We start from the raw sequence: 16,480 nt of genomic DNA on the forward strand, positions 1-16,480 counted from the left end.
GGATATGGGAAGGCGGGGCGCCGAAGCAGCGCTGCAGAATCTACTCGCGACCGAGGTCGCGGTGGCGCAGACTGACACTGACGCCCGGAAGGCCCGCGAGTCGATCAGCGAGCTCGCGTGCGGTGGCGACAGAACGATGTTTGCCGCCGGTGCATCCTACCGCGAGTGAGGCGTGTCGCTTGTTCTCGCGCTGGAAGCCAGCAAGCACCGGAGTGAGCGCTGCAACGTAGTTGTCGAGGAATTCCGTTGCGCCGTCACGACTCAGAACGTAGTCCTTGACTTCCGCGTCAACTCCGGTGAGAGCGCGCAGCTCAGGCTCCCAAAACGGGTTCGGGAGGAAGCGCATATCGACCATCAGGTCCACGTCTGTGGGCGCACCGTACTTGAAGCCGAAGCTCACCACCGACAGCTGCAGGCCGGGCGTGTTGTCGTCGGAGAAAAGTTCCCGTGTAGCCGTCGAAAGATCGTGCACGTTGTAGCGCGAGGTATCGATCGCTACGTCGCTCGAAGCGCGCAACTCTTGCAGCCGATCACGCTCCAAACGAATGCCCTCGAGCAGGCTGCCGGCCTCGGCCTGGAAGGGGTGCGGACGCCGGACAGACTCATAGCGTCGAACGAGAATCTCATCGGTAGCGTCTAGGAACACCACACGAACGGTGGCATTCTCGCGAAGCTCAGTGACGGTGTGCTGAATATCGGCGAACAGGTCACGACCACGAACATCAACGACCGCGGCGATCTTTGGCAGCGCCCCGCCCGAGCGGTCTGCCATGTCAGCCAGGGTCTTCAGCATCGTGAGCGGGAGGTTGTCGACAACGTACCAGCCCAGGTCTTCGAGGGTGTTGGCGACGGTGCTTCGACCGGCCCCTGACATCCCCGTCACGATCAGTATCTCCTGCGTGGATTCCACCTCGCTCATGCGCTTCCCTCCTCGCCCGGCTCCGTCGTGGATGCCGTCTCCAGCTTAGCGTCAGCCACATCACTCGAAGCAGAATCCGCTGGCACCTCCCCGAGGTGCGCTCGCACCTGTTCGGCGAGCCTGGGCCCGAGCCCGGGCGCCGCAGAGAGCTCCTCAAGACTTGCAGCCCGCAGACGCGCTACGGAGCCGAAGTATTTGAGCAGGCCCTGCACTCGCTTCGGTCCAAGGCCCGGGATCTCCGAAAGTTGGCTCGCAATCGCCGTGCTGCGTCGCTGCCGCTGGAAGGTGATCGCGAAGCGGTGCGCCTCGTCGCGCACGCGCTGCACGAGGAACAGCGCCTCACTCGTGCGCGGCAAAATGACAGGGAACGGATCATCGGGCAGCCAGAGCTCTTCGAGTCGCTTGGCGACGCCACACAGCGCGATGTCCGTGATTCCCGCCTCCCGCAACGCGCGGGCGGCTGCCTTCACCTGCGGCTCCCCACCGTCAACGATGAGGAGCTGTGGGCGATCGCGATAGATCCCGCTCGGCTGCTCGCCAGCTTCGCGGGCGGCGTTCAACTGCGCAGCGCGGCGTGAGATCACCTGGTAAATCGAGTCGGTATCGTCGGTGGTCTCTTCGATCCGGTACTTGCGATATGCCCCCTTCGCGGGAAGCCCGTCTTCGAACACGACAAGGGAGGCCACCACCCCGGTGCCCTGCAGGTGCGAGACGTCCACACACTCGATCCGAAGTGGCGCCTCAATCATGCCGAGCGCGCGCTGCAGCTCGGCGAGCGCGTCCGTACGCGCCGTGAGGTCGGCGGCTCGCTTGAGCTTGTGCCTGATGAGGTGCTCACCAGCGTTCAGCACCGCGCGCTCCATGAGCTGTACCTTTTCGCCACGCTCGGGTACGCGCACGCGGACCCTGCCGCGCCGGGGACGCTTCGCGCTGAGCGCGTTCTCGAGCGCTTCGGAGCCCTCGGGCAGCAGCGGGACAAGAATCTCGGGCGGGGGCTCGCGCTCCCCCTCGTACGCCGACTGGACAACCTGTTCGAGCAGCGTGCTCGGCGAATCGTCGAGCTCAACGTCGACGATCCAGCTGCGCTCACCGCGAATGCGCCCCCCGCGAATGATGAACTGGTGAGCCGCAGCCGCGAGCTCATCGGCCCGCAAACCGAACACGTCGAGGTTCACGTCGTGCCCGAGCACCACCGCGTTCTTCTCGAGCACGTGCTGCACGGCCTGCACCTGATCACGGAGCCGCGCTGCCTCCTCGTAGCGCTGCTCGAGTGCCGCCTCGCGCATCCCGTGTTGCAGTGCCCGCAGGTGGCTCGTGTCTCCGCCTGCGAGGAACGCGACGAGCTCCTCGACTCGCGCCCGGTGATCCTCAATCGAGATGAGCTGCGAACACGGGCCGTGGCACCGGCCGATCTGCCCCGCGAGGCAGGGACGACCGCTCGACATCGCACGTTTGTAATCGGCGTCGTTGCAGGTGCGAATCGGAAACGCCTGCTGCAGCAGCCCCGTCGTCTCGCGCAGCGCCCACACCTTGGGGTACGGGCCGAAATACCGGGCACCGCGAATCTTCTCGTTGCGGGTGATGATCAGCCGCGGCGACTCCTCGCGCAGGGTGACCGCGAGGTACGGATAGGTCTTGTCGTCCTTGAACTGGACGTTGAACGGTGGCTTGAACTCCGTGATCCACGTGTGCTCGAGCACGAGAGACTCGGTGTCGGTGGCGACAACGGTCCAATCCAGTTTCGCCGCGAGCGCCAGCATGCGCCGGGTCCGCGGCATGAGTGAGTGCAGCGGCTGGAAGTAGTTTGCGAGCCTGGCCCGAAGGTTTTTCGCCTTTCCGATGTACAGCACGCGGCCGTACTTGTCGCTGAAGCGATAGACGCCCGGCGAGGTCGGGATCTCGCCCTGCGCAGGCCGGAACGACGCGCGGTTGTCCGTGATCCCGATCTCCGAGGTCACAGAATCTGCGCTCGCGTTCCTCCCCGCAGGCTCCCCGTCGGCCGGGGCGGCTGCGTGCGGTCCCTCAATGCCCCCTGAGGCGGCGATCACGCGCTCGCCTTCGCGCTCGCTTCCACCGCGCGCGCGGACTTCGCAGCCCAGCCCTCGAGCACCTCGGCAAGGAAGCGACCAGTGTGGCTCTCCGGATGCTTCGCGAGCTGCTCCGGCGTCCCCTCGGCAAGGATCGTGCCACCGCCCGAGCCCCCCTCGGGCCCGAGATCGATAATCCAGTCTGCGCTCCGGATCACGTCCAGGTTGTGCTCAATCGTAATCACGGTATTGCCCTTATCGACCAGGCCGTTGAGCACAAGGAGAAGCTTGCGAACGTCTTCGAAGTGCAGGCCGGTGGTGGGCTCGTCGAGGACGTAGATGCTGCGGCCGTTCGAACGCTTCTGCAGCTCAGTGGCAAGCTTGACGCGCTGCGCCTCGCCACCCGAGAGCGTCGTCGCGCTCTGCCCGAGACGAACGTAGCCAAGCCCCACATCGACGAGCGTCTTCATGTAGCGGTGGATCGACGAGATCGGCTTGAAGAACTCCTCCGCCTCAGCGATCGGCATCTCGAGCACCTCGGAGATGTTCTTGCCCTTGTAGCGCACCTGGAGGGTCTCGCGGTTGTAGCGCGAACCACCGCACACCTCGCACGCGACGTACACGTCGGGCAGGAAGTTCATCTCGATCTTCAGCGTGCCATCGCCCGAGCATGCCTCGCAGCGGCCACCCTTGACGTTGAAGCTGAAGCGACCCGGGAGATAGCCGCGAGTCTTCGCCTCGGGAGTCTCTGAGAACAGCGTGCGGATCTTGTCGAACACACCGGTGTAGGTCGCGGGGTTCGATCGCGGGGTCCGACCGATGGGTGCCTGATCGACGTGCACCACCTTGTCGAGGTGCTCCAGACCGGTGATGCGAGTGTGCTTGCCGGGCACCAGGCGCGCCCCGTTGAGCTGGTTCGCGAGCACCCGGTAGAGGATGTCGTTCACAAGCGTCGACTTCCCCGAGCCAGACACGCCGGTCACCGCAGTCATCACGCCGAGCGGGAAGGTGGCATCGACGTTCTGCAGGTTGTTCGACCGGGCACCCACCACCTTCAGCTCGCGCTTCCGATCGCGCTTGCGCCGCTTCTTGGGCGTCTCGATCGAACGGCGCCCCGCCAGGTAGTCACCGGTGATGGATCGCTCGTTGGCAATCAGCTCCGCGTACTCACCTGAGTGCACCACCGTGCCGCCCTCAACCCCGGCGCCGGGACCGATGTCGACGATCCAATCGGCGGCCTCGATCGTTTCTTCGTCGTGTTCCACCACGATGAGCGTGTTGCCGAGATCGCGCAGCTTGATGAGGGTTTCAATCAGGCGTCGGTTGTCTCGCTGGTGGAGACCGATGGAGGGCTCGTCGAGCACGTAGAGCACACCCGTGAGGCCGGAGCCGATCTGCGTGGCGAGGCGAATGCGCTGCGCCTCACCGCCTGAGAGTGTGCCTGCGCCGCGCGCGAGAGTCAGGTAGCCGAGCCCCACCTCGATGAGGAAGTCGAAGCGGAGTCGGATCTCACGCAGCACCTGCGCGGCAATCTTCGCCTCGCGCTCGGAGAGCGTCACCTCGTCGAAGAAGCGCTTCGCGTCGCTCAGGCTGAATTCGCCCACCCCCGCGATCGACTGCTCGTTGACCGTGACCGCAAGCACCTCGGGCTTCAGCCGCTGACCGTTGCAAGCGTGGCAGGGCACCTCACGGAGGAACTCGGACCACCGATCGCGCTTCGTGTCGCTCTCGGCTTCGGCGTACTGCCGCTCGATGAACGGGATCACGCCTTCAAACCCCGAGGAGTACTTCACCTCACGGCCGAAGCGGTTCTTCCAGCGCACGTTGACCTTGAAGTTATTGCCGTGAAGCACCGCTTCGCGCACCTCGTCACTCAATTCACCCCAGGGCGTATCAAGCGAGAACTCGAGATCGTTCGCGAGACCGATCAACAGCTTCTCGTAGTACTGGTAGAGGCTCTTGCCTTGGCTCGTCCACGGGATGATGACGCCCTCGCCAATCGACAGCTCGGGATCACCGAGCACGAGGTCATCGTCGACCGACATGCTAGTTCCGAGACCGGAGCAGGTACTGCAGGCACCGAAGGGCGCGTTGAAGGAAAAGGTGCGCGGCTCGATCTCGGTGAGCTGCACGGGGTGCTGGTTCGGGCACGACAGGTGCTCGGAGAAGAGTTGGGTGCGATCCGCCGCCCCGGCTTCACGGTCAACGAAGTCAATCGTGACGAGTCCCCCGGACAGGCGCAGTGCGGTCTCTAGGGAGTCGGTCAACCGGCCGAGGACCTCAGGGCCCGCGACCAGGCGGTCGATCACCACTGAGATATCGTGTTTGATCTGCTTCTTCAGCTTCGGCGGGTCGGACAGCTGAATGAGCTCGCCATCCACGTGCGCGCGCGAGTAACCGCTCGCCGCGAGGTCCTGGAAGAGGTCGACGAACTCGCCCTTCTTCTTACTCACCACCGGGGCAAGCACCTGGAAACGCGTGCGCTCCTCGAGCTCCATCAGCTGATCAGCGATCTGCTGCACGGTCTGCGACGCGATGCGTTCGCCGCACACCGCACAGTGCGGCACGCCGATGCGCGCCCAGAGCAGTCGCATGTAGTCATAGATCTCGGTAATCGTGCCCACGGTAGAGCGCGGGTTGCGATTCGTTGACTTCTGGTCGATGGACACCGCGGGGCTCAACCCCTCGATGAAATCAACGTCGGGGCGATCCACCTGACCTAGGAACTGCCGGGCGTACGCGCTCAGCGACTCGACATAGCGGCGCTGCCCCTCGGCGAAGATCGTGTCGAACGCAAGGCTCGACTTCCCGCTCCCCGAGAGGCCGGTGAACACGACCATCGAGTCGCGCGGGATCGCCAAATCCACGTTCTGCAGGTTATGCACGCGGGCGCCCTGCACGCTGATCTGCGCGTGGGCGGCGGAGGAACGGATCGGTGCGGGGTTCTTCGAGCTCACCCCACCATCTTATGCTGCACTGACTGGAAATTCGAACATATGTGCGATGGGTCGCGCGGCGCTCGCGACGCCCTGAGCGAACCGATCTCGCGCATGAGGGGCTTCCCGTGCCCCACCCTGGCAGGAAACATACGGGTGTGACAGGGTGGAGGGTGCACAAACATCAGACGATTGAGGTCCCCATGAGCACTCCCGAGTCCCCCGCCGCCGCTCCCGCAGCAGCAGCAGCGCCGACGCGCGCCGCACGCACCGCGCGGCCGCAAATCGTACTCGAGGTGCTCGAACGCGTTCAGCTCTCCCGTCACCTCGTGCGCATCGTCGCCGGCGGTCCAGGGGTCGCGCAGATTGAGCCGAACGGAAAGACGGACGCGTACAGCAAGATGCTGTTCACGCAGCCCGATACGCCGCTGAAACCGCCGTACGATCTCGATGCGCTGCGGGAGGAACTGAGCCCGGAGCAGATGCCCTCGACGCGCACCTACTCGATCCGGCGCTTTGATCTCGACGCCGGCGAGATTTGGATCGACTTCGTGACCCACGGCGAAGCGGGAGTCGCAGGGCCCTGGGCTGACCGCGCGCAGCCGGGCGACGCTGTCGTTCTCCGTGGCATCGGCGGTGGCTATGCCCCCGACCCCACCGCGGATTGGCACCTCCTGGCGGGCGATGAGGCCGCCATCCCCGCGATCGCGGCGGCGCTTGAGGCCATGCCGCGCGACGCGGTCGGCACCGCTCTCATCGAGGTGGGCGGCCCGGAGGACGAGCTTTCCCTCGACGCCCCCACCGGAATCAACGTCACCTGGCTGCATCGCGGTGACGCCGAAGCCGGCACCTCAACAGTGCTTGTCGATGCGGTACGCGCTGCAACGTGGCTGCCCGGCCGTGTGCAGGTGTTCGTGCACGGCGAGCGGGGGGCGATGAAGGCGCTGCGGCCGTACTTCACCGACGAGCGCGGCCTGGACCGCGCACAGCTGTCCCTTTCGCCGTACTGGGCCTACGGCCGTCGTGAGGACGCTTTCCAGGCGGAGAAGCGCGAGCCGATCGGCCAGGTCTGAACTTTTCGGGGCGCCTGGTCTTCTGCGCCGCGTGAGCACCCGCGCTCACGAACGCGTGATGGCCGTTTTCTTCAAGACGGCCATCACGCGTGAGCGTACGCTTGCCGCATGACACTCGCACTGAACTTCATCGGCATCGTCACGAGCGACCTCTCGGCCTCGCTCGCCTTTTATCGCACGCTTGGTCTCGACATTCCCGAGGGGCTCGACGCGGAACCCCACGTGGAGGTGGCGCTCCCGGGCGGTACCACGCTCGCGTGGGATCCGCTCACTACGATCCACAGCTTCAATCCCGACTTCGTGCTGCCGACTGGCCCGGGCCGCATCGGCTTCGCGTGCGAGGCGGACTCCCCCGCCGCGGTTGATGCCGCGTACGCCGAGGTCACCGCTCGCTTCCCCGCCGCTGCCGCAACCGCCCCCTGGGATGCGCCGTGGGGCCAGCGCTACGCCACCGTGCACGACCCCGACGGCAACGCGGTCGATCTCTACGCGCCGCTCCCCGCGGCGTAGCGTGAGACTCGCCCCGGGGTGGTGCCCGCGATGTCGCGCAGCTCGCGGGTGAGGTGAGCCTGGTCGGCATAGCCCCCACGCGCGGCGACGTCCACAACCGGCACTCCGCCGCGGAGCAGCTCATGCGCGCGTTCCGCGCGGAGCACCCGTCGCAGGCTCGTGAATCCGTAGCCGAAGTCCTCCGTCATCCGCCGTCGAAAGTGGCGCTCGGACACCCCGAACTCACCCGCCACCGCAGCCGCGGGGGCGCCACTCGCCGCTGCGCTGCGCACCGCGGAGCGCCAGTGCCGCTGCTCCGCGAGCACGGGAGCGTAGGCGAGCTGCAACGCGGCCGCTGCAGCCTGAACCGCACGAGCTTGCGCCTCACCGGGCAGGCGGGAGGCCGTGTCGCCCGCCTGACCTGCTTCTACAACCGCGCCACGGACACGCCGGAGGAGACTCAGCGCGGAGCGCAGCTGTAGCGGGCTGAGCACCGCCGTCCCGGCGAGCTGCGCATCGCGAAGCGGCGCCGCGGACTGCGAGAGCGCGAGGCCGGCAGCCCCGGGGTCAAAGCGCACCCCCACGGTGACCCCGGATCGGGATCCCTGCGCGCGGAGAGCGCGTGTCGACGGGCCGGCGACGAGCAGCGAGTCATCACGGAGGATGAGGTCGGCGCTCCCATCCGCCGCGATGATCCGACCGCCAGCCTCTCCACCAGTCGCCCCACCAGCCTCACCATCAGAGAATGACGCTGGATGCTCCGCGTGAGCCCACCAGAGCGTCCCCACTGCGGGGACTCGGAGTTCGTGGTACACGACCGCGCCGAGCGCTTAGAGGTGCCCGGCGGCGTCCATGCTCCGCAGCTCTCGCTTCAGCTCAGACACCTCGTCGCGCAGTCGCGCCGCGAGCTCAAACTTCAGCTCCTCGGCGGCCGCGAGCATCTGCTCTGTGAGATCACCGATCAGCTCCTCAAGCTTCGCCGAGCCCTCGGCCGCGATCGCGCCGGCGCGCGCCGCGGCCTTGCCCTTCGCACGCTGCGGCGAATCGCCCTTGCGCTGGGAATGCGCGCCCGTCCGTGAGAGCACGTCCTCCGTGTCAGCAGCCTCTCGCGCGAGCATCTCGGTGATGTCGCCGATCTTCTTGCGCAGCGGCTGTGGATCGATGCCGTGCTCCGTGTTGTACGCGACCTGGATCTCGCGACGACGATTCGTCTCGTCAATTGCTTCGCGCATGGAGCGGGTGATCTTGTCGGCGTACATGTGCACTTGCCCGGAAACGTTTCGTGCCGCGCGGCCGATCGTCTGAATGAGCGAGGTACTGGAGCGGAGGAACCCCTCCTTGTCGGCGTCGAGGATCGCCACCAGCGAGACCTCGGGCAGGTCGAGGCCCTCACGCAGCAGGTTGATGCCGACGAGCACGTCGTAGACCCCCGCGCGTAGCTCGGTCAGCAACTCGACGCGGCGCAGCGTATCGACATCGGAGTGCAAGTAGCGCACGCGCACCCCCGCCTCCTCCATGAAGGTGGTGAGCTGCTCGGCCATCTTCTTCGTGAGGGTCGTGACGAGCACGCGCTCATCGCGCTCTGCTCGGACGCGCACTTCCTCGAGCAGATCATCGATCTGCCCCTCACTCGGCTTCACAATGATTTCGGGGTCGATCAATCCGGTCGGGCGGATGATCTGCTCAACGATGCCGTCTGCCCGCTCGAGCTCGTACTTGCCCGGGGTGGCCGACAGATACACGATCTGGCCCACCCGATCGTTGAACTCGCCGAAGGTGAGCGGCCGGTTGTCGAGCGCGCTCGGCAGCCGGAACCCATGATCGACGAGCGTGCGCTTGCGTGATGCATCGCCCTCATACATCGCACCGATCTGCGGCACCGTGACGTGCGACTCGTCGATGACCACCAGGAAATCGTCCGGGAAGTAGTCGAGCAAGCAGTGCGGCGCCTCGCCCTTCTCACGTCCGTCGATGTGACGCGAGTAGTTCTCGATGCCCGAGCAGAACCCGATCTGTTCCATCATCTCGAGGTCAAAGGTGGTGCGCATGCGCAGCCGCTGCTCTTCTACCAGCTTGTTCTGTCGCTTCAGCTCGTCGAGCCGAGCGTCGAGCTCGTCGGAGATGGTGCCCATCGCTCGGTTCATCACCTCGCGGCTTGCAACGTAGTGCGAGCCGGGGAACACCGAGACGGTCTCGACCTGCTTGATCACATCGCCCGTGACTGGGTGTAGGTAGTACAGCGCCTCGATCTCGTCACCGAAGAACTCGATGCGGATCGCGAGCTCCTCGTACATCGGGATGATCTCGACCGTGTCGCCCCGAACGCGGAAGTTGCCGCGCACAAACTCGATGTCGTTGCGCTGGTACTGCATGTCCACGAAGCGCCGCAGGAGCACATCGCGATTCAGCACGTCCCCCACCACGAGCGGCACCATTGCCTCGTAGTACTCCTCGGGCTTGCCGAGACCGTAGATGCACGAGACGGTCGAGACGACGACGGTGTCACGCCGACTGAGGAGCGCGTTCGTCGTAGAGTGACGCAGCCGTTCTACCTCCGCGTTCACGGAGGAGTCCTTCTCGATGAACGTGTCCGTCTGCGGTACGTACGCTTCCGGCTGGTAGTAGTCGTAGTAGCTCACGAAGTACTCAACCGAGTTGTTCGGCATGAGCTGACGGAACTCGCTCGCGAGCTGCGCGGCGAGCGTCTTATTGTGGGCGAGGATGAGCGTGGGGCGCTGCACCGCCTCGATGAGCCAAGCGGTCGTCGCCGACTTGCCCGTACCCGTTGCACCGAGGAGCACAACATCGGTCTCACCAGCGTTAATTCGGTCGGCAAGCTCTGCGATTGCCTTGGGCTGATCGCCGCTCGGCTCGTACTCGCTGATCACCTCGAAGGGGCGGACGCTGCGCGTAGGTTCCATACCAAAAAGACTAACGCCACCCTCTGACATTCAGATCGGGATCCGCGCACAGCTGATCTCACCTCTCCGCAGAATCCCCGCGCCCGCGCGTGCTAGCCTGGCGTTCCCGCCGAGCACACCACGAGAATTGAGGCACCGGGTGAAACTCGCAGAAGCGCTTGCGCTCCGCGCTGATACGCAGAAGCGCATCGCACAGCTCCGAGCACGCATCGTCGCAAACGCGCGCTACCAGGAGGGCGAGGAACCCTCGGAGGACGCGAAGGCGCTGCTCGCCGAGGCCGCGCTCGCTGTCGGTGAGCTCGAGCAGCTGGTCCGCAGCATCAACGCCACGAACTCAGCGATCGAGGTCGCGCTCCCAACGGCACCCACGCGCAGTTCGGGCGGCCGCCGGCGAGATGCGGGCGCAACGGAGGCGAAGACCGTCACCATGACCGACGCGCTCGCGCTCCGCGATAGCCTGCGCATGCGCCACGCGATCCTCGTCGAGGCTGCGGAGGCCGCACAGGGCAGTGGCGCGTACCGTCAGATGCGCTCGGAGCTCCGCGAGCTCAGTGCCCTCGAGGTGCCGACGCTCCGCACGCAGGCAGACGCGCTGGCCCGCGAGTTGCGTGAGCTTGATGCGCGCGTGCAGCAGGCGAACTGGGCGCACGAGCTCCTCGGGGACTAGCCGCCGGGGCGGCGGACTCCGCCCGGCGCAGTGTACGACACAACTTCACACAGCGGAGTCGGTACCGACTCGATCAGCGGGCACACCCCGCGCCAGACGGGCAAATCTGGCTCTTGCAGGGCAGCGGGCAGCCCACCACACACAGTGCAGCCCAGCACTGTGCACATGTGACCAGCCACCGCGCACCGCGCACTACCGCGTGTCGAGATCGAGTCGGGAGGGTGGGATCGGGGACTCTCCGCGTCTGATACGCCGCATTCGGTGCGGCTCAGGCGGCGTCAAACCGCGCGGGCAACGGCAGGTTCCCGACGCCTGAGACCCGCACTTCGGCAAGCCCCTGCCACGCTGCGGCACGGGCGAGGAGTGCTGTGGCGACCTCACTCGTGCGGCCGGGCGCGCCCGGTTCGCGCCAGGCAGCCTGCACGAGCAGCACCCGCGCCTCACGATCCGCTTTCAGGTCGATCCGGCCCGCCAGTTTTCCCGCCACCATGAGTGGCAGGCAGTAGTACCCAAACTGGCGCTGCTCCTTGGGTGTGTAGATCTCGATGCGGTAGTGAAAGTCGAACATGCGCTCGGCGCGCGGCCGAAACCACACCACCGGATCAAACGGGGTGAGAAGCGCGTCGGGCGCGAGCCGGGATGGAAGCCGCGCGTCGCGGTGCCGCCACGCGGATTCCACCGCGCCTGAGGCTCGGCGCCACCCCGCAACCTGCACGGGCACGAGCTCCCCTGATTCCTCCAGGGCGCGGACTGCCGCGCGAGCGGGGGCAGCCTTGAGCCGGTGATAGTCGGCGAGGTCCGCGAGTGTGCCGACACCGAGTGAGCGCGCCGCGCGGGAAATGAGCTGGCGCTGAGCATCCGCCCGCGGCACCTCAGCAAGCGCGGCCGCTGGGAGAGCGTGCTCGGCCAGGGTGTAGCGGCGCTGAAAGCCCTCGCGCCCGGCCGACACCACCTCCCCCTCCGCAAACATGACCTCAACGGCCTGCTTGGTGTCGCTCCAGTCCCACCAGGGACCGCGCTTCTCGCGCGGCCCTTCCTCGAGTTCGCGAACAAAACGCGGCTGCCCGTCGGCGAGCAGCCTGCGCAGGCGCGCGATCTCGGGCGCAAGCTGTGCGGCTCGACCGTTCGCGGCGAAGCGATCCCGGAAGTCAGCCATGCGCCACCCAAATAGGGGTCGGTCGGCCACGGGGAGAAACGCTGCCTCATGCGCCCAGTACTCCGTGTACTCGCTGCCCTCCCACAGATGGCGATCAAGCGCCGCGTGCGAGTACGCACCGTGCCGCGAGAATACGGGGAGGTAGTGGCTGCGCGAGAACACATTCACCGAGTCAATCTGCAGCACGTGCAGGGCTTCCAACGCGGGGTCGAACGGTCGCCGCTGCCGCAGCCGCGCGGAACTGGAAAAGCCCTGCGCGGCGAGAGCGATTCGCCTCGCCTCCGCGGCGCTGAGTGTTTCAGTCATGCGAGAACGCTAGCGGGCACCCCCGACACGCGCGCACGCACGCGCCCAGGAACGCTACTTTTCGCCCGCCGGTGGGTACATGACGATGTGCAGGTCCGGTGCATCCGACGGCACGAGCCGGTGGTGCTCGAACACGAGCTCGCCCGCTTCAGGGTGGGCAAAGGTGCGCAGGCGGGAGCGGAACCGAACGACGGACTGCTCAGCCCAGTGCGCGCGAAAGTCGGCACTTTCCTCAATGAGCCCCTGCACGACGGCGCTGTGCCGTGCCGATCCCAATCGAATGCCGGACTCCGCACGAAACTCCGCAAGGAAGCTCCGACTGTCGAGCTCCCAGTTGGGCAGGATGTCACGGAGCCGCGGATCGGTGTAGACGAGGCGCAGGAGGTTGCGCTCCGCGGGCGCGGTGGTCGCGATCGAGCCGTAGAGCCACTCATAGCCGGCATTCCAGCCCACTATGGTCCAATCGCTCGCAAGAATGAACGCGGGGAAGTCGAACGCAGCGATGAGGTGGAGCAGGTGGGCGGGCGCGCGATCCACGGGCACCGACACGGGCTCGCGCCCGGGGCCAGCGAGCGCGAAGACGTACTCGGTCTCCGAATCGGTGAGGCGCAGCACCCGCGCCACCGCGCTCAGCACCTGGCGCGAGGCGTTGATTTCGCGCCCCTGTTCCAGCCAGGTGTACCAGCTCACGCTAATTCCCGAGAGCGTCGCAACCTCTTCCCGGCTAAGCCCCACTTCACTGCGCCGACTCCCCGGCGGGAGCCCGTGCTCCGCGCGTGGCTGAGCTCTGCGTCGTGCGGTCAAGAACTCACCGAGCTGCACGCCGCGGGCGGTCCGTGGCCGAATCATCAGATCATAGTATCACCAGTACTAGTACAACTACTCACTTCCACAGAGCCTAACGCTCTGGCTCAATGGTCATATGCCGACCTATCGCTCGTTTACAGTCACCCACGGCCGCAACATGGCAGGCGCCCGCGCGCTCTTCCGCGCCGCCGGCGTCAATGGCGCCGATCTCGGGCGCAAGCCGATCATCGCCGTGGCGAACTCATTCACTGAGTTCGTACCCGGCCACACGCACCTCGCGCCCGTCGGTCGCATTGTGTCGGACGCGATCACGGAGGCCGGTGGGATCCCGCGCGAGTTCAACACGATCGCGGTCGACGACGGTATCGCCATGGGCCACGGCGGCATGCTGTACTCGCTGCCTTCGCGCGATCTCATCGCAGACTCCGTCGAATACATGGTGAACGCGCACTGCGCCGACGCCCTTATCTGCATCTCGAACTGCGACAAAATCACGCCCGGCATGCTGCTCGCGGCCCTCCGCTTGAACATCCCGACCGTGTTCGTCTCCGGCGGCCCCATGGAGTCGGGCCGCGCCGTGCTCGCGAACGGCATGGTCCGCACGCTCGATCTCGTTGATGCGATCTCCGAGGCCGTCAACGAGAACGTGTCGGACGAGGACATCCAGAAAATCGAGGAGTCGGCCTGCCCGACCTGCGGCTCGTGCTCCGGCATGTTCACCGCGAACTCGATGAACTGCCTCACCGAAGCGATCGGGCTCTCGCTGCCGGGCAATGGCTCGACCCTCGCAACACACACCGCCCGCAAGGCGCTCTACGAAAACGCGGGCAAGACGGTGGTCGACATCACCCGCCGCTACTACGACGATGACGACGCGAGCGTGCTGCCGCGCAACATCGCCACGCCCGCCGCGTTCGAGAACGCCATGGCGCTCGACATCGCCATGGGCGGATCGACCAACACGATTCTGCACTTGCTCGCAGCGGCGCACGAGGCGGGGGTCGACTTCGGGCTCACCGAGATTGACGCAGTATCGCGCCGGGTCCCATGCCTCGCGAAGGTTGCCCCGAACGTGGCCAACGGCAAGACCTATTACATGGAGGATGTGCACCGCGCAGGCGGCATCCCCGCGCTGCTCGGCGAACTGCGCCGCGGCGGCATGCTCGACGAGAACGTACACACCGTGCACGCGAAGACCCTGGGCGAGTGGCTCGACGAGTGGGATGTGCGCGGGGGGCAGGCGAGCGATGAGGCGTTCGAGCTCTTCCACGCGGCACCCGGCGGCGTGCGCTCGTCCACCGCGTTCTCGCAGTCGGAGCGCTGGCGAGAGCTCGATCTCGATCAGGAGAACGGGTGCATCCACTCCGTTGAGCACGCCTACTCGAAGGATGGCGGGCTCGCCGTGCTGCGCGGAAACATTGCCGTGGATGGTGCGGTCGTGAAGACCGCCGGCGTGGACGAGTCCATCTGGACGTTCTCGGGCCCGGCCGTAGTCTGCGAATCGCAGGACGAGGCTGTCGAGAAGATTCTCAATAAGCAGGTGGGTGAGGGCGACGTCGTCGTGATTCGCTATGAGGGCCCGAAGGGCGGCCCGGGCATGCAGGAGATGCTCTACCCGACCTCGTTCCTGAAGGGGCGCGGTCTCGGGAAGGCGTGCGCGCTCATCACAGACGGGCGGTTCTCAGGCGGCACCTCGGGACTATCGATTGGTCACATTTCGCCGGAAGCAGCGAGCGGTGGCGTGATCGCGCTGGTCGAAGATGGCGACATCATCTCGATCGACATCCCCACGCGCGCACTCACGCTGGACGTCCCGCAGGACGAGTTGGATCGCCGCCGCGCAGCCCTTGAGGCTGCGGGTGGCTACCGCCCGAAGAACCGGGTACGCCCGATCACTGATGCGCTGCGTGCATACGCCGCATTCGCGCAGTCGGCCGACAAGGGAGCCGTTCGCGTGATCCCCGACACGTTCTAACGAAGTTCTGCCCAGCTCCGCGCGCCGCTCGCGACGAGTTTCCCAAACTCATCGATCAGCGCGTGGAGCTGTTGCAGTTCGTCGAGCGTAAACCCGGCGCGGGCCACGCAGGCCTCGTGTGCGCGTCGCGCGGCGGCGTATGAGCGCAGTTCTGCGCCGGTGAGCGCGTCGAACATGCGGCGGGCGTACGCGTCGTAGATGAACGTCGGCCGGTCGAAGGCGTAGAGCAGAATCGCGTCCGCGGTCTCCTCACCCACGCCCGCAAGCGACCGGAGCTCGGCACGCAGCTCAGGATCGGGGCGCGACGGCTGCCTCAGCTCGGCGTCGCCCACCTCACGCATCCAGTCGGCAAGTCCACGAATGGCACGCAGCTTGGCGCGGTGGAAGCCGCAAGAGTGTATCGCGGCGAGTACCTGCTGGTCAGAGACCTCATTCCAGCGATCGGGATCGAGGAGTCCTGCCTCGCGAAGCAATGCCATCGCGAGCGTGACGTTGTGCCACCGCGTGTTCTGCACGAGCACCGCGCCGAGCATCATCTCGAACGCACTCTCCGCGGGCCACCAGTCTTGCCGGCCGAGTGCACGGGTGAGGCGGTCGGCGACGCGGCGGAGATCGAGCATCACCTCAGCCTAGCGAGCGCGCGCCGACGCGATCGGCACGGCACACATACGAAGCGGCGGCCCGACCCATCGGGCCGAACCGCCGCACGCGAAGCGCGAGTTACGCGAACCAGAGGCCGAGCTCGCGCTCGGCGGAGAGGGTCGAGTCCGATCCGTGCACGAGGTTCTGCTGCACGGCAACGCCCCAGTCCCGTCCAAGGTCACCACGGATTGTGCCGGGGGCCGCAGCGGTCGGATCGGTGGCACCGGCGAGCGAGCGGAAACCCTCGATCACGCGGTTGCCCTCGGCGCGCACGGCGACGACGGGGCCGGAGGACATGAACTCGAGCAGCGGCTCGAAGAACGGCTTGCCCTCGTGCTCCTCGTAGTGCTCAGCGAGCAGCTCGCGGCTGGCGGTGAGCATCCGCAGATCGGTGATCCGGTAGCCCTTCGCCTCGACGCGGCGGAGGATCTCCCCCGTCAGACCACGGGCCACGCCGTCGGGCTTGACCAGGATGAGAGTTTCTTCTGCGGACATGCACGCTCCTTGTATCGGGGTGTTTCGGTGAGTCTCGTGCGCTCGGCGCACCAGTCTAGTGGTGGAC

Annotated in this window: 13 protein-coding genes; 4 read left to right on the top strand and 9 right to left on the bottom strand. The window is 66.4% G+C overall.

From position 1 onward, the window contains the following. Positions 1–40: 40 nt before the first annotated feature. The 3 genes from rapZ to uvrA form a co-directional block, all read right to left on the bottom strand. Positions 41–919 carry an RNase adapter RapZ gene (gene rapZ, locus ACR81A_RS07890; RefSeq protein ID WP_440311541.1) on the bottom strand — a complete coding sequence of 293 codons (879 nt, stop codon included), beginning with the start codon at positions 917–919 and terminating at the stop codon, positions 41–43. Continuing rightward, positions 916–2,877, bottom strand: a complete 1,962-nt coding sequence (gene uvrC, locus ACR81A_RS07895) for an excinuclease ABC subunit UvrC (RefSeq protein ID WP_440313139.1) — start codon at positions 2,875–2,877, stop codon at positions 916–918. Before uvrC ends, rapZ begins: the two co-directional genes overlap by 4 nt. Positions 2,878–2,963: 86 nt before the next feature. After that, complete coding sequence (gene uvrA, locus ACR81A_RS07900; protein WP_202382756.1) at positions 2,964–5,903, bottom strand: excinuclease ABC subunit UvrA; 2,940 nt, start codon at positions 5,901–5,903, stop codon at positions 2,964–2,966. Positions 5,904–6,085: 182 nt separating this feature from the next. Between uvrA and ACR81A_RS07905 the strand changes: the two genes are divergently transcribed. After that, positions 6,086–6,955 (top strand): siderophore-interacting protein, encoded by an 870-nt coding sequence (locus ACR81A_RS07905; RefSeq protein ID WP_202382757.1) that lies wholly within the window; start codon positions 6,086–6,088, stop codon positions 6,953–6,955. Positions 6,956–7,063: 108 nt separating this feature from the next. Next, positions 7,064–7,465, top strand: a complete 402-nt coding sequence (locus ACR81A_RS07910) for a VOC family protein (protein ID WP_440311542.1) — start codon at positions 7,064–7,066, stop codon at positions 7,463–7,465. Here ACR81A_RS07910 and ACR81A_RS07915 read toward each other — a convergent pair. Both ACR81A_RS07915 and uvrB read right to left on the bottom strand, forming a co-directional pair. After that, positions 7,441–8,259: a helix-turn-helix domain-containing protein gene (locus ACR81A_RS07915; RefSeq protein WP_440311543.1), complete on the bottom strand. Its 819-nt coding sequence runs from the start codon at positions 8,257–8,259 to the stop codon at positions 7,441–7,443. The two genes, ACR81A_RS07910 and ACR81A_RS07915, sit on opposite strands and share 25 nt — an antisense overlap. Before the next feature lie 15 nt (positions 8,260–8,274). Further along, positions 8,275–10,365, bottom strand: a complete 2,091-nt coding sequence (gene uvrB / locus ACR81A_RS07920) for an excinuclease ABC subunit UvrB (protein ID WP_202382761.1) — start codon at positions 10,363–10,365, stop codon at positions 8,275–8,277. A gap of 139 nt (positions 10,366–10,504) precedes the next feature. On the opposite strand from uvrB, the gene ACR81A_RS07925 reads away from it, so the two are divergent. Further along, the gene (locus tag ACR81A_RS07925; RefSeq protein ID WP_440311544.1) at positions 10,505–11,032 is read left to right on the top strand and encodes a DIP1984 family protein; all 528 of its coding nucleotides are present in this window, start codon (positions 10,505–10,507) and stop codon (positions 11,030–11,032) included. A 268-nt stretch (positions 11,033–11,300) separates the two neighbouring features. On the opposite strand, the gene ACR81A_RS07930 is transcribed toward ACR81A_RS07925, so the two are convergent. Continuing rightward, positions 11,301–12,494 (bottom strand): winged helix-turn-helix domain-containing protein, encoded by a 1,194-nt coding sequence (locus tag ACR81A_RS07930; RefSeq protein ID WP_440311545.1) that lies wholly within the window; start codon positions 12,492–12,494, stop codon positions 11,301–11,303. 54 nt (positions 12,495–12,548) lie between these two features. Further along, positions 12,549–13,343, bottom strand: coding sequence for a helix-turn-helix transcriptional regulator (locus ACR81A_RS07935; protein WP_202382764.1), 795 nt, complete (start codon positions 13,341–13,343; stop codon positions 12,549–12,551). A gap of 73 nt (positions 13,344–13,416) precedes the next feature. On the opposite strand from ACR81A_RS07935, the gene ilvD reads away from it, so the two are divergent. Beyond that, positions 13,417–15,276, top strand: coding sequence for a dihydroxy-acid dehydratase (gene ilvD / locus ACR81A_RS07940; RefSeq protein ID WP_202382765.1), 1,860 nt, complete (start codon positions 13,417–13,419; stop codon positions 15,274–15,276). On the opposite strand, the gene ACR81A_RS07945 is transcribed toward ilvD, so the two are convergent. Then, entirely contained in the window at positions 15,273–15,896 is a 624-nt protein-coding gene (locus ACR81A_RS07945) for an endonuclease III domain-containing protein (RefSeq protein WP_440311546.1), read from the bottom strand. The genes ilvD and ACR81A_RS07945 overlap by 4 nt on opposite strands. A gap of 100 nt (positions 15,897–15,996) precedes the next feature. Further along, entirely contained in the window at positions 15,997–16,413 is a 417-nt protein-coding gene (gene ndk, locus ACR81A_RS07950; protein WP_202382767.1) for a nucleoside-diphosphate kinase, read from the bottom strand. Between the last annotated feature and the right edge of the window lie 67 nt (positions 16,414–16,480).

It is taken from the genome of Leucobacter chromiireducens (assembly GCF_051993095.1).
GTDB lineage: Bacteria > Actinomycetota > Actinomycetes > Actinomycetales > Microbacteriaceae > Leucobacter > Leucobacter chromiireducens.

What these genes read in the sequence shown, in the direction of transcription:
- rapZ (WP_440311541.1), bottom strand. Translation starts at nt 919, where the DNA reads ATGAGCGAGGTGGAATCCACGCAGGAGATACTGATCGTGACGGGGATG.
- ACR81A_RS07905 (WP_202382757.1), top strand. Translation starts at nt 6,086, where the DNA reads ATGAGCACTCCCGAGTCCCCCGCCGCCGCTCCCGCAGCAGCAGCAGCG.
- ACR81A_RS07910 (WP_440311542.1), top strand. Translation starts at nt 7,064, where the DNA reads ATGACACTCGCACTGAACTTCATCGGCATCGTCACGAGCGACCTCTCG.
- uvrB (WP_202382761.1), bottom strand. Translation starts at nt 10,365, where the DNA reads ATGGAACCTACGCGCAGCGTCCGCCCCTTCGAGGTGATCAGCGAGTAC.
- ACR81A_RS07930 (WP_440311545.1), bottom strand. Translation starts at nt 12,494, where the DNA reads ATGACTGAAACACTCAGCGCCGCGGAGGCGAGGCGAATCGCTCTCGCC.
- ACR81A_RS07935 (WP_202382764.1), bottom strand. Translation starts at nt 13,343, where the DNA reads ATGATTCGGCCACGGACCGCCCGCGGCGTGCAGCTCGGTGAGTTCTTG.
- ilvD (WP_202382765.1), top strand. Translation starts at nt 13,417, where the DNA reads ATGCCGACCTATCGCTCGTTTACAGTCACCCACGGCCGCAACATGGCA.
- ACR81A_RS07945 (WP_440311546.1), bottom strand. Translation starts at nt 15,896, where the DNA reads ATGCTCGATCTCCGCCGCGTCGCCGACCGCCTCACCCGTGCACTCGGC.
- ndk (WP_202382767.1), bottom strand. Translation starts at nt 16,413, where the DNA reads ATGTCCGCAGAAGAAACTCTCATCCTGGTCAAGCCCGACGGCGTGGCC.